This window comes from Geotalea daltonii FRC-32, assembly GCF_000022265.1.
Classification (GTDB): domain Bacteria; phylum Desulfobacterota; class Desulfuromonadia; order Geobacterales; family Geobacteraceae; genus Geotalea; species Geotalea daltonii.
This window is the reverse complement of the sequence record NC_011979.1, coordinates 1,887,832-1,899,845: the sequence shown is the minus strand read 5'-3', so window position 1 is coordinate 1,899,845 and position 12,014 is coordinate 1,887,832. Positions and strand designations below refer to the sequence as shown.

The 12,014-nt window shown below is 54.2% G+C and carries 14 protein-coding genes; 6 read left to right on the top strand and 8 right to left on the bottom strand.

The features are described 5' to 3' along the window. Positions 1–109: 109 nt before the first annotated feature. The 4 genes from GEOB_RS08550 to ybaK all read right to left on the bottom strand — a co-directional run bounded on the left by GEOB_RS08550 (position 110) and on the right by ybaK (position 3,671). Positions 110–1,195, bottom strand: a complete 1,086-nt coding sequence (locus GEOB_RS08550) for a two-component system sensor histidine kinase NtrB (RefSeq protein WP_012646806.1) — start codon at positions 1,193–1,195, stop codon at positions 110–112. After that, positions 1,185–2,165 (bottom strand): tRNA dihydrouridine synthase DusB, encoded by a 981-nt coding sequence (gene dusB, locus GEOB_RS08545; protein ID WP_012646805.1) that lies wholly within the window; start codon positions 2,163–2,165, stop codon positions 1,185–1,187. Before dusB ends, GEOB_RS08550 begins: the two co-directional genes overlap by 11 nt. A 103-nt stretch (positions 2,166–2,268) precedes the next feature. Next, the gene (locus GEOB_RS08540; RefSeq protein WP_012646804.1) at positions 2,269–3,087 is read right to left on the bottom strand and encodes an SIR2 family NAD-dependent protein deacylase; all 819 of its coding nucleotides are present in this window, start codon (positions 3,085–3,087) and stop codon (positions 2,269–2,271) included. 101 nt (positions 3,088–3,188) lie between these two features. Next, positions 3,189–3,671, bottom strand: a complete 483-nt coding sequence (gene ybaK / locus GEOB_RS08535; RefSeq protein WP_012646803.1) for a Cys-tRNA(Pro) deacylase — start codon at positions 3,669–3,671, stop codon at positions 3,189–3,191. Between the two features lie 143 nt (positions 3,672–3,814). Here ybaK and GEOB_RS08530 point away from each other — a divergent pair, with 143 nt between their 5' ends. Further along, positions 3,815–4,216, top strand: a complete 402-nt coding sequence (locus GEOB_RS08530) for a response regulator (protein ID WP_012646802.1) — start codon at positions 3,815–3,817, stop codon at positions 4,214–4,216. Between the two features lie 18 nt (positions 4,217–4,234). On the opposite strand, the gene GEOB_RS08525 is transcribed toward GEOB_RS08530, so the two are convergent. Together GEOB_RS08525 and GEOB_RS08520 are read right to left on the bottom strand one after the other, a co-directional pair. Continuing rightward, entirely contained in the window at positions 4,235–4,561 is a 327-nt protein-coding gene (locus tag GEOB_RS08525; protein ID WP_012646801.1) for a DUF2845 domain-containing protein, read from the bottom strand. 22 nt (positions 4,562–4,583) lie between these two features. Continuing rightward, complete coding sequence (locus GEOB_RS08520; RefSeq protein WP_012646800.1) at positions 4,584–5,006, bottom strand: hypothetical protein; 423 nt, start codon at positions 5,004–5,006, stop codon at positions 4,584–4,586. 143 nt (positions 5,007–5,149) lie between these two features. On the opposite strand from GEOB_RS08520, the gene GEOB_RS08515 reads away from it, so the two are divergent. Together GEOB_RS08515 and GEOB_RS08510 are read left to right on the top strand one after the other, a co-directional pair. Further along, entirely contained in the window at positions 5,150–5,392 is a 243-nt protein-coding gene (locus GEOB_RS08515; protein ID WP_012646799.1) for a TIGR03905 family TSCPD domain-containing protein, read from the top strand. An 83-nt stretch (positions 5,393–5,475) separates the two neighbouring features. Then, entirely contained in the window at positions 5,476–5,730 is a 255-nt protein-coding gene (locus GEOB_RS08510; RefSeq protein ID WP_012646798.1) for a hypothetical protein, read from the top strand. A gap of 25 nt (positions 5,731–5,755) precedes the next feature. Here the strand turns inward: GEOB_RS08510 and GEOB_RS08505 are convergent, their stop codons facing one another. After that, positions 5,756–7,372 carry an HD domain-containing phosphohydrolase gene (locus GEOB_RS08505; RefSeq protein WP_012646797.1) on the bottom strand — a complete coding sequence of 539 codons (1,617 nt, stop codon included), beginning with the start codon at positions 7,370–7,372 and terminating at the stop codon, positions 5,756–5,758. 269 nt (positions 7,373–7,641) lie between these two features. Here GEOB_RS08505 and GEOB_RS08500 point away from each other — a divergent pair, with 269 nt between their 5' ends. Together GEOB_RS08500 and hflX are read left to right on the top strand one after the other, a co-directional pair. Then, positions 7,642–8,412 carry an enoyl-ACP reductase FabI gene (locus GEOB_RS08500; protein WP_012646796.1) on the top strand — a complete coding sequence of 257 codons (771 nt, stop codon included), beginning with the start codon at positions 7,642–7,644 and terminating at the stop codon, positions 8,410–8,412. A 60-nt stretch (positions 8,413–8,472) separates the two neighbouring features. Next, positions 8,473–10,131: a GTPase HflX gene (gene hflX, locus GEOB_RS08495; protein WP_012646795.1), complete on the top strand. Its 1,659-nt coding sequence runs from the start codon at positions 8,473–8,475 to the stop codon at positions 10,129–10,131. 15 nt (positions 10,132–10,146) lie between these two features. Here hflX and GEOB_RS08490 read toward each other — a convergent pair whose 3' ends face one another. Further along, complete coding sequence (locus tag GEOB_RS08490) at positions 10,147–10,908, bottom strand: TerC family protein (protein ID WP_012646794.1); 762 nt, start codon at positions 10,906–10,908, stop codon at positions 10,147–10,149. A gap of 395 nt (positions 10,909–11,303) precedes the next feature. Here GEOB_RS08490 and GEOB_RS08485 point away from each other — a divergent pair, with 395 nt between their 5' ends. Then, a complete protein-coding gene (locus tag GEOB_RS08485; RefSeq protein ID WP_012646792.1) occupies positions 11,304–11,993 on the top strand; it encodes a PTS sugar transporter subunit IIA in 690 nt (229 codons plus the stop codon). The last annotated feature ends 21 nt before the right edge of the window (positions 11,994–12,014 follow it).

Here is a 12,014-nt window from a genome sequence, read left to right as displayed (position 1 = left end):
AAGGCTTTTCAACCATAGAACCGAACCTCAAGTTCGATGTTCGAAGTTCGAAGTTCGACGTTGAAGGCTTTTCAACCTCGAACCTCGAACGCCGAACTCCGAACGTTTTTTAAATTAACGGCAGCATCACCGTGAATGCCGTCCCCTTGCCGGGCTCCGAATCTACCCTGATCATGCCCCGGTGCTCGGCGATGATCTTCTGGCAGATGGCAAGCCCGAGACCGGTACCCTTGCTCTTTGTGGTGTAGAACGGGGTAAAAAGATGATCCAGCTCTTCCTTGTCGATGCCGGGGCCGTCGTCGCACACGTCGATGGCCACCAGGCGGGAGCGGCCCTCCCCTTTGGGCATCATGCTGTAGTCCGAGAGGATGCGGCTCTTCACCTTCACCTGCCCTCCATCCCCCACCGCCTCCACGGCATTCTTGATCAGGTTGAGAAAAAGCTGCGTCAACAGCGATTCATCGGCTAATATGGGAGGGATGCTGGGATCGAACTGCTGGATAAAGGTAATCCTGCGCCCGTCAACTGCCCTCTTCTGCAAAAGGAGGATGTCCCCAAGGACCTTGTGCAGGTTGACCTTGGAAAGTTCCAGTTTGCGGGGAGACGCCAGGGCCAGGAGATCCTCGACGATGCGATTGACCCGCTGCACTTCCTTCAGCATTACCCTGGTATAATCACGCAACTCGGGATTGTCCGGCAGCTCCATCTCCAGGAGCTGCGCCGCCCCCTTGATTCCCCCCAGAGGGTTTTTTATTTCATGGGCAAGGCCGGCAGCCAGTGCCCCCAGTGAAGAAAGCCGGTCTGCCTGGCGGACAGCATCTTCCAGCTCGCGGATATTGGTCAGATCCCGCAGGATAAGGATGGTGCCGATCCTGTCGCCGTCAGCCTTCATCAGCGGCGACGTGGTGGCGCTCACCGGTATCAGCCTGCCCACCTTCTTCAGAATGATGTTTTCGTGGTCGGAGATGGTCATGCCGGTCTGTGCCGTCTTATGCACCATGTCCAGCAGGATCTCCTCACCCTTGAACAGGTCTGAAAAGTGCGCCTTTCGGGCCTGGCGCAGGGAAATGCCGACCATCTCTTCGGCTGCCGGGTTGAGCAGCGTCACCAGCCCCTGGATATCAAGAACGATCACCCCATCGCCGACGCTGTCGATGACGTTGGCATAGTATTCCTCAAGATGCTCAATGGGCATGTGCAGGCTCCGAGAAGAAATCCTCCAGTGCCGCTATCAGTGCCGTTCTGTCTTCAATGTGATTGATCATGGCACGAAAATGGGCTGCGCCCGGCATCCCCTTGGCATACCAGGATAGGTGCTTGCGCATTTCTCTGACCGCAACATGTTCACCGGTTGCCTCCAGGAAAAGATCCAGGTGCCGCAAAGCCAGCGACCGCTTTTCGGCAGCGGTCGGGGGTATTGGTTCGTTCCCCGACAACAGGGCCAGAGCCTCCCTGAAAAGCCAAGGATTACCCAATCCGCCGCGGGCGACCATGACTCCGTCGCAGCCGGTCTGGTCGATCATGGCAACCACGTCGGCGGCAGTGAAGATGTCGCCGCTGCCGATGACCGGTATGGAAAGCGCCTCTTTCAATTCCCTGATCCTGGACCAGTCGGCATGACCCTCGAACATCTGGGCTCGGCTGCGGGGATGCAGAGTCACTCCATCAACACCTTCGGCCTCGGCAATTCGCCCGATCTCGAGGAAGGTATGATCGGCGGCCCCCCAGCCGGTGCGGATCTTGATGGTCAATGGCAGGGAAGTCGCCTTGCGCACTGCCTTGATAATCATCCCCACCTTTGCCGGCTCTCGCAACAGGGCACTGCCGGCGCCGCTGCCCACCACCTTGCGCACCGGACAACCCATGTTGATGTCGATCAGCTCGCCGTATTGCTCCACGAGCCGCGCCCCTTCAGCCAAGAGCTGAGGGTCGTCGCCGAAGATCTGGATGCCCATGGGGCGATCCATGGGATCTCTGCGCAAAAGATCGAAGGTTTTCTTCCCTTCCCGGACCAGGCCGTTGACGCTGATCATTTCGGTAAAAGTGAGAGCGGCACCGCATTCCCGGGCGAGGATACGCATGGGAAGATTGGTAAGGCCAGCCATGGGAGCGAGGATAAGGTTGTTTTCCAGCTGCAGTGAGCCGAGAGAAAGCAAAGTTTTCAATGATAACCGGTGAACTGATTGGATGTGCCTAAATTTTGGGCATTTTAACACAGGAAGAGGAAAAGGCAAGGTAATTTTAGGACCGGAAGATTTTCTCCAGGTCTCACATGGAACCGTTTATGGCTGTCACTCCCTCCAGGGCTCCACATGCCAGGGACAGGTGGGGGACTGCAACCTGCGCTTCACGGGGATTTATGCGGACAAGGGTGACGCCTTTCCTTGAGCCCAGGTGCTCGCTTAGATGGCGGATGGTGGGAATGGCCGTTCCTGCTCCCATTTCGATTACCACCATGGGCTTCTGCCTGGCGGAATCCAGGAATTCTTCGAAGCGCCCTTCCTGGCGATCGGTACGGGCGCTGATCCAGCCGTAGTCGCCGAACATGAGGATATTGGGCCGGGCGACCCCTTTGCAGCTGATGCAGCGTGGGATGGAGCGGGCACGCATGGTATCCGTATCTACCGGGATGCTCTCCCGGTTGCCCCAGATATTGAGGGAACATGGTGCCGTGCACTGGAGATGGTGGATGGAGCCGTGAACCTCCCAAATACGGTCTTCAGGAAAGCCCGCCTTCTGGAATTGGCCGTCCACGTTGGAGGTGACGACGAAATGATCAAGATTGAAACGCTCAACCCAGGACCTGAGGAGGGAGAATCCGGCATGGGGAACGGTTTGGCGATAAAGGTTGGTGCGGTGGCCGTAAAAACCCCAGCCAAAGGCGGGATCCCGCTCGAAATGTTCAGGATTGGCAGCGCCGATGAAGCTGATGCCGAGCCGTTCATACATGGGATAGGCCTGCCAGAAGCCCTTGTCCCCGCGGAAGTCGGGAAGTCCCGAATCCACCCCCATCCCGGCACCGGCCGTTATCACCAGCGCCCCGGCGTTCCTGACAGCCTCGGCAGCCCGAAAGAACATGTCATCCATCGTCTCACCCCTCACCCCTCACCCCTCACCCCTCATCAATCACCCCTCATCAATCACCCCTCACCAATCACCAATCACCAATCACCAATCACCAATCACCGTCATATCCCCACCCTTACCAGGACGGGCTTCAGCAGTCGCTCCACCTCCTGTGGGTCCATGGCAACGAGAAAGCCCCGTTTGCCGCCGTTGATGTATATCTGTGGCAGCTCATGAATGGTCTCTTCCATATAAACCGGCATGGTACGCCGTGTACCGAATGGGGAGGTACCACCTACCAGATACCCCGAATGCCGGTTGGCAACCTCCGGGCTGCAGGGAGCAACACTCTTCACCCCCAGGACCCTGGCCAGTTCCTTGGTGGAAACCTGGCAATCCCCATGCATGAGCACAACCAGGGGCTGCCTGGCGTCATCCTCCATAATCAGTGTCTTTATGATGCAATGTTCATCAACTCCCAGTTCTCGTGCGGATACGGCCGTGCCCCCCTTTTCCTCGTAATTGTATAGATGGGGGACGAACCGGGCTTTTTCGGCGCGAAGCATGCGCACTGCAGGTGTTACCGCTATTTTTTCCTTTGACATTGTCCTCTTCCCTGTGTTTCCATACCGACATCTTTGCCGGTAGCGTATTGCCGCTCCGGGCAATCGGCCACGGTAAAAATATAATTTTTATTATTCAAAAGAGAAAGCGTTTCTGGCCCGACTAACGGGTTGAAAGGCGGAGAATGGAAAACCCGGGGGCAAAACCGGCAAGGAAGATACTCGTCATGGACGACGACGAAATGATCCGTTTTATCGCCGAGCAGACGCTAAGCAAGGCCGGATATGATGTAACCTGTGTCGCCGACGGGGCAGCGGCAGTGAAAGCATATGTTGCCGCCTGCAAGGGGGATAGGCCATACATCGCTGTTTTTCTCGATCTCAACATCCCCGGGGGTATGGGGGGCAAGGAGACCATGAAACGCTTGCTGGATGTTGATCCGGCAGCAAAGGGTTTCGTCATGAGCGGTGATCCCACCGACCCGGTAATGCAGGATTTTGCCGTCCATGGTTTTCATGGTGCTGTAGATAAACGACTGCTATACAAGAAAGCGGAATTAGACGCTATTTTGAGTGCACTTGCTTAGCAGGTGCCTAAAACCAGCTCAATATCCGTAGTCAAGACTGTCGATCCGCTCAACCCGGCCATCGACAAACCTGAAGGCATACATGAAGGCATTGGGGCCGAAGTTATAATTCCACTCATCGATGGTGACGATACTGAAACCTTTTTTGTCCGGCCCAAGCCTTTTCTCCTCGCGCTGGGTCTTCATTGTCGGTTCACCGCATTTGGCGATCACTTCAACCATGGCATCGCCAGTGGAAACAATTCCATTAGTGCAGCGACATGTGCTGGATTCGACGGCAAAGCCGGCCTCGACAAAACCAACGACAAGCAGACAGGCAGTAAAAAAAAGCAGAAACTTGTTCATGGGGTACTCCTCCTGAAAGTTATTAGAAACGAATGGTTTGTTTTATGTTGTCGGGAACATAGGACCGGTCAATTTTCCAGCCTTTGCCCGGAACCAGCACCGGCGCCAATTTTACCGCAATGTATCCGATAACATTCATGCCGGCCGGAAGTTCTGAGGCTATCCTGACAATTCTGAATCCGACCAGCTCACCAACCTCGGGGCAGGATGGCGCGCCTTTCAGGGTACAGCCCCACATTTCCCAACCGCCGGTTTTGTCTGCGATGCGAAGCTGAAAATTCCGTTCCCCTTCCGAGCCAATGGCCCCGACCGCTTCAACCATGGCAGGGACAACCGATTCCAACAGCAGCTTGTTCGGCAAGTTCGTGCATGCATAGTCGAAAGCTGCTGCGTTGCTCTCGAAAGCAAGTATCCGACCATCCTTCTTCTTCAGCCAGCCGAACATGTAGCTCTCCCTGTGAGATTTTTCCTGCGGTATCTTTTATCAAAATTTGCCGGACTTTCCAAATTAAAACAGGCAATTTAATTCTCTACATTGACATTTTCGGCGGTCAAAGCTATATCCTGATGTCGACAAGGAGAAATAGCATGCAGATAAGATATAATACATTAGGCACCTGTGCATCAAGGATTGATATTGAAATTGACAACGGCGTAATACAATCAGCCGCTTTTATCGATGGTTGCGCCGGAAACACCCAGGCAGTCGGTGCACTGGTCAAGGGGATGGCCGTTGAAGAGGCAATCAGAAGGCTTAAGGGTATTGCCTGCCAGGGAGACACCTCATGTCCGGATCAGTTGGCCAGGGCACTGGAACAGGCACTGCTATAGCTGGTTTCCATCCGGAAACCACTAGTTTCTCATCCGGAGTTTCCGGACGGAACCTGCTAACCCGCAAGACGAAGGAGTGCTGCATGGAAATCTTCGGCGGCTTTATGATGATGGCGTCTATTCTCGGATTTTTCCTGACTGTTATCTGGTTCATTCTGCCCTTTGTCATCTTCAGCATAAAGGGCAAGGTCGACCGGACTCTCATCCTGGCTGAAGAGGCTGACCGGAGACTTGGGGAAATCGAAACGCGGCTGGCCAGGCTGGAGGCTGAAAAGACCCCATTGACCAATGACTCCGCTGCCACCCTCCCAGCCGAAATACTTGCCGCCGAAGACTGACCTACAACTGGAGCGGCGAGATAAGCTATAATCTCTTGAGCTTTTGCTTCATATGGTCACAAAAACAAGCCACCACCACCGGATCGAATTGGGTCCCGGCACATCTCTGCAATTCCTGCAAGGCATCCTCCACCGTATAGCCCTTTTTGTATGGACGCACTGAAACCATGGCATCAAAGGAATCGGCCACGGTTATGATCCGCGCCTCCAGAGGGATCGCCTCGCCCTTCAGTTGGTCTGGATACCCGGTGCCGTCGTAGCGCTCATGATGGTGCAGTATACCGGGCAATACCCCCTTCAACTGCTCTATGGGAGCAAGTATCGCGACCCCCTTTTCCGGGTGAAGGCGCATGGGAGGAAAATCGTCCTCGGCGATTTTTTCCGGCTTTTCCAGTAGTGCCTCTATTATGCCGATTTTACCGATATCATGGAGGAGGCCTCCTATCTTCACCCTCTCGATGGTCGCTTCGTCCAGTTTGAGAGCCCTCGCAAGATCACCGGCAACGCGCATGACCCTCTCGGAGTGCCCTTTGGTCCAGGCCGATTTGGCATCTATGGCATTGGCCAGGCTTGCGACGGTACCGATAAAGAGATTCTCCAGGTCTTCATAAAGGTTCGCATTCACCAGCGCCACAGCTATCTGCCCGGCAATCTTCTCCACGGCAAAGACGTCATCCTGCATAAAACGATCGGTATCGCAATCGCCAAGAAGCAGCACGCCATTGACTTTTTCCTTGCTGACCATGGGAATAGCGATCAGAGACTGCATGCCCGTCTCCCGGAGGAGGTTGTCCAGGTAAGGCAGCTTCTTCAAGTCCCTCAGGCTGCTTATATAGCAGCTCTCCCCCTTGACATATGCTTGATCAACGCAACTTCCGCCCAATTCCGGACGAGCTCCGCTCTTCAGCTCATGGGGCAGTTCTGCAGAAAAACAGGCTGATGCCATAATCGACAAGGAGCCGTTTTCCGTTCCGAACAGGACCACCAGATCGCACTGAATGAGCCGTTCGATGTTCTGCATGGCCGAGGCAATGATTTTTTCCCGGCTCAGGGAAGATGAAATCGCCTTGTTGATCTCGTCCAGGGCAAAGATGATATCCAGCCGTCTGCCCATGTCAACGGCCAGATCCAGCGATTCATCCAACAGGGTTGAATAGCTGACCGCAAGTGCGGCATTGGCAACAATATCCTGGATCAGACCTATGTCGGACCCGCTGAAGGGTTGTTGAACCAGCGCCCTGGCGACCAGGGCAGCACCCGTCATCTGATTGTTCACTTTCATCGGCACCACAAGCAGATTGAACTCCTCTTTAAACCGATTGAGCAGCGGCGTGAACAGCAACGCGCCTGCCGGCTCATCGGGGAGAAGGTGGCCCCGTTCCCGTAAAAGCTTTTTCAGAAGAGGGGCCTTGCCAGGCATCAAGGGAATGTCCTTGAGCAGGTCGAGCCGCGCGGAAGGGAAATCGCAGGAACGTCCCTGGGTGAATTCCCGGCGTTCCCGATCAAGCAGGTAAACAATGGCCCAGCTGCAGCCTGCCATTTTAGCCAGCAACCGGCAAAGGCTCAGCACCGCATTGTCCACATGGGCAATGCGGGCACGCTTCTCGGTTTCCTCCACAATCTCGGAAAACTTTTCACCCACAGCCGGTCTCCTCCAATGTTATTAAACCACAATGCGGCCATATTTCTTGCCAAAAAGGTGATTTTTTACTAATATCGCCGTTCGTTGTGGAAATGACAGATAAATCTGAGGCTTTACAAAACATGATGGGCCGGCCGATATGAACGGTGCAAGCAAGAGACAGCACAGCGTACCGGATCGACCTGACCTTAAAGCGAGAGGCAATAAGCATCGGCCCCGCCAGAGTTTTGTAGGGCCTCATCTGAAAGTAGATTTGAGGAGGGTGCAGAATGGGTTTATTGAAAGGGAAAAAAGCGCTGATATTCGGCGTAGCCAATGACAAGAGCATCGCCTGGGCCATAGCGGAGTCTTTCCGGCAGCAGGGAGCAGAAGTTGCCCTTGCCTATGCCAATGAAGCGGTGGCCAAGAGGGTGATTCCCCTCGCTGAAAGTATCGATGCAGCAATGACATTGCCATGTGATGTGAGGAACGACGATGACATAAAGGCTGTCATGGCCAAGGTTGAAAAGAAGTGGGGAGGGCTCGACATCCTAGTCCACTCGATCGCCTTCGCCAACAAGGATGAACTGAAAGGATCATTTCTCAATACGACCAGGGAAGGCTTCGCCATGGCTCTGGACATCAGCGCCTACTCCCTCATCGCCCTTTCAAGGGAAGCCATGCCGCTACTTGAGAAGAGCAACGGCAGCATCCTGGCGCTCACTTATTATGGCGGACAGAAGGTGTTCCCCAATTACAATGTGATGGGAGTCGCCAAGGCCGCACTGGAAATGAGCATCCGCTACCTTGCCGAAGCAGTGGGACCGGAAGGGGTAAGGGTCAATGCCATTTCCGCCGGTCCGTTGCGCACTTTGGCATCATCGGGTGTCGGCGGCTTCAACCAGATAGCAGGCCACGTGGCATCAAAGGCGCCGCTACGCCGCAATATCACCCAGGAGGATGTGGCCGGAGCGGCAATCTACCTCTCCAGCGACCTGGCCCGCGGTGTCACCGGGGAGATACATTTCGTCGATTCCGGGTATAATATAATTGGTCTCTGATTTTTATTCCTCGCTGTCGGGAGAACTCACATAAAACAACTGCATGGCAATCTCACCGGCTTGAAACCGAGCCAGCATAAAGGATTGGAAAGGCTCTACCGCCGACGCGTCCCCCCGGAAGAAGTAATAACCCTGGACCTTGCCAGGGAGTTGGTGGAACTATCCAGGGAGATACGACGCCAACTGGGGCTGCTGGTCAACCGTTCCGGCGATGTGGAATACGTCATCGTCGGCGATGAACGGGGGCTCTACATCCCTGAACTTTCCGACTACCCACTGGGCAAGAAGCTCCTGCGGGAATTGCGCCTGATCCATACCCACCTGAAGGGAGAATCGCTGACCGATGACGATCTTACCGACCTGGCGTTGCTCCGGCTCGACCTGATAGCCGCCTTGCAGATCTCCCCGGTGGAGGGGCAGTTTTCCATTCAAACCGCCTACCTCGCCCCCCACACCCCTGGCAAAGCCCCTTACAGAACCGAGCGCCCGCAGCCATTCAGCCGCTTCGAGCTTGACTTTGCCAGCTTTGTCGAAACTCTCGAGTCCTCTCTTCACCAAGCTGCCAACGGGACGCGGGTGATAATGAAGGGAGAAGAGCGGGGTATTCTCATTTCGGTAACAAAGGCATCCCTTGATGAGGCAGAGGACTCCATAGAGGAGTTGAAGGAATTAGCCAGAACTGCAGGTGTAGAGGTGCTCGATACGGTCATTCAGCGCCCACGTCAGTTCAACCCCCGCTTTCTCATGGGAGAAGGCAAGATGCGCGACGTGGTGATCCGCGCTCTCCAGCTCGGGGCATCACTTCTCGTTTTCGATCAGGAACTCAGTCCGACCCAAATAAGGTCTATTTCCGCCATGACCGAACTTAAGGTCATCGACCGCAGCCAGCTTATTCTGGATATCTTCGCCCGGCGGGCCCAGAGCCTTGACGGCAAGGTGCAGGTTGAATTGGCGCAGCTCAAATACCTGCTGCCGCGCCTCACCGGGCGGGGAGTACAGATGTCCCGGTTGATGGGGGGCATAGGCGGCCGTGGGCCGGGTGAGACAAAGCTGGAAATGGACAGAAGAAGGATCCGCGACAGGATCGCTCGCCTGGAAAAGGAACTGAAGGAACTCTCCCACGGACGCTATCAGCGTCGGCAAAAACGGGTCAAGGCCGGGCTGCCGATCATTTCCATCGTCGGCTACACCAATGCCGGCAAATCGACCCTGCTCAACACCCTTACCCAGAGCGATGTCTTCACTGAAAACCTGCTTTTCGCCACCCTCGATACATCCACCAGGAGGCTCCGCTTTCCCCGTGACCGGGAAGTAATCATCACCGACACCGTCGGTTTCATCCGCTCGCTTCCCAAGTCGCTGATGGGTGCATTCAAGGCCACCCTGGAAGAATTGCAGGATGCCGATCTGCTGCTCCACTTGGTTGATTGTTCAAACCCACGCTTCGAGGAGCACATTTCCCAGGTGGAAACAATACTTGATGAACTGGAGCTGGAGACAAAACCGAGACTGCTGGTTTTCAACAAGACGGACCTCCTCACCGAGATGAAGAAGAAGGATCCCTTGACCGCCATGAAGGTGCGCCAGGCTTCGCGGCGGCTTAGCGCAATCGCTATTTCTGCTGCCGACCGAAAGAGCCTGGCCCCCCTGATGGAAGAACTGCAACGTCGGTTCTGGCCCCAGGAAACAGCCATCGCCGGACAAGTGATCCCGGAATAGATTTCCTACCAACAGCTATTTGTCCTGCCCCTCTGACTGCTCTGCCACATATGGCTGATGCAGCTTCACCGGCGCTCCCTGTCGCCTCATCCTTAAATTAAGCATCTCCACAATCACCGAAAATGCCATGGCGAAATAGATATAGCCCTTGGGAATGTGCATATCGAAACCATCGCCGATCAAAGCCACCCCGATCAGAATCAGAAATGAGAGAGCAAGCATCTTTATGGTTGGATGTCTATCGACAAAAGCACTGATCTTTCCCGAGAAAAGCATCATGAAGAAGACGGCGACAACAACCGCCGCAACCATTACCCCCACCCTGTTGGCCATCCCCAGCGCAGTGATGATCGAATCAAGGGAAAAGACTATATCCAGCATCAGAATCTGAATGATGACACTGGCAAAAGTTATTCCGCCTTTGGCCGAGGCATGACCTTCTTCCCCTTCCAGTTTTTCATGGATTTCCATGGTGCTCTTCCAGAGCAGAAATAACCCGCCGCAAATGAGAATCAGATCGCGACCGGAAATCTCATTATTCAGAATGGAAAAAAGTGGAGCTGTCAGCCCCATCAGCCAGGCAAGAGAAAAGAGCAAAACGATCCGGATAAACATGGCAAGGCCCAGTCCCACCAGCCTGGCCTTCTCTTGTTGGTGGACGGGGAGTTTTCCCGCCTGTATGGAAATAAAGATGATGTTGTCGATGCCAAGCACGATCTCAAGTGCCGTCAGTGTTACAAGCGCCAACCAAACCTGTGGGTCTGTCAACCATTCCATTTTATAAACTCCTTTGCCAGTAAATGAGCTGCCTTGAATTGTCAAATCAGAAAAGCTGAAGAAATAAAAAAACCTTTACCTTCGGCGCAGATGGTCGCTTCAGATAAAGGTCTTGCATGCAGAAGAAATGCCCCATGCCCGGGTGTCGCCACCGTATTGACGGGCTATGGGTCGACCATAAACCGGTCGATAGCTACTCCCCTTTACAGCAGTGGAATATATTGAATGGGCCTTTCCGTGTCAAGATTTTTCCTCGAATGGTTGCCGGCACCTGCACCAATGCACATTTGACGCTCCAGAAACTCCACCTAATTGTTGACATCTGCCCCATGAAGGGATATATCATTACAAAATCTGTCAAGTATTAGCCCCAATGCGTTTGATAAGGAATTGACATGCTCCTGACCGTTTCCCAAGCGGCGAAACTGCTTCATGTCCCGGAAAAAACCGTTTTGCGATGGATAAAAAAGGACCAGATTTCAGCATGCACGGTCAATGAAGAATACCGCCTGAACCGGGTGGACCTTCTTGAATTGGCCACAGAACAGCGCCTGAACCTTTCCCCCGAAATATTCGCCGAACCCGAAGAACCTGATATACATCTGCCGCATCTTTCCCAGGTCCTGAAAGCGGGGGGAACCCATCATGATATTCAGGGAAAGACCAAGGACGAGGTGCTGAAAAACATTATCTCTCTCCTCAAGTTCCCTCCCCAGGCAGATCGGGATTACATCCTCCAGGTGCTCATGGCTAGAGAAGCCCTTGGCACCACAGCCATCGGCGACGGCATCGCCATCCCCCATGTGAGAAATCCCATCCTGCTCCACGTGAATGCCGCCATGATCACCCTCTGCTTCCTCACCAATCCCATTGATTTCAAAGCCATTGATAATAAACCCGTAGATACCATTTTTCTTCTCATCAGCCCCACGGTAAAGGTTCACCTGCACCTTCTGTCCAAACTGGCGTATATCCTGCGAGATCAGCGTTTTAAGGCAGTTCTGCAGCGTCAGGGGCCACAGAGCGAGATTATCGCCGCTGTGAAATTGATAGAAGGCGAACTGGCAGGTGGAAACGCCCGCTGAATATTCCACAGGAGTATAAAC

Coding starts and splice junctions, on each gene's coding strand:
- GEOB_RS08500 (WP_012646796.1), top strand. CDS start 7,642: ATGGGTTTATTGAAAGGGAAAAAAGCGCTGATATTCGGCGTAGCCAAT.
- GEOB_RS08490 (WP_012646794.1), bottom strand. CDS start 10,908: ATGGAATGGTTGACAGACCCACAGGTTTGGTTGGCGCTTGTAACACTG.
- GEOB_RS08530 (WP_012646802.1), top strand. CDS start 3,815: ATGGAAAACCCGGGGGCAAAACCGGCAAGGAAGATACTCGTCATGGAC.
- GEOB_RS08540 (WP_012646804.1), bottom strand. CDS start 3,087: ATGGATGACATGTTCTTTCGGGCTGCCGAGGCTGTCAGGAACGCCGGG.
- GEOB_RS08520 (WP_012646800.1), bottom strand. CDS start 5,006: ATGTTCGGCTGGCTGAAGAAGAAGGATGGTCGGATACTTGCTTTCGAG.
- GEOB_RS08515 (WP_012646799.1), top strand. CDS start 5,150: ATGCAGATAAGATATAATACATTAGGCACCTGTGCATCAAGGATTGAT.
- GEOB_RS08550 (WP_012646806.1), bottom strand. CDS start 1,195: ATGCCCATTGAGCATCTTGAGGAATACTATGCCAACGTCATCGACAGC.
- GEOB_RS08485 (WP_012646792.1), top strand. CDS start 11,304: ATGCTCCTGACCGTTTCCCAAGCGGCGAAACTGCTTCATGTCCCGGAA.
- ybaK (WP_012646803.1), bottom strand. CDS start 3,671: ATGTCAAAGGAAAAAATAGCGGTAACACCTGCAGTGCGCATGCTTCGC.
- GEOB_RS08510 (WP_012646798.1), top strand. CDS start 5,476: ATGGAAATCTTCGGCGGCTTTATGATGATGGCGTCTATTCTCGGATTT.
- GEOB_RS08525 (WP_012646801.1), bottom strand. CDS start 4,561: ATGAACAAGTTTCTGCTTTTTTTTACTGCCTGTCTGCTTGTCGTTGGT.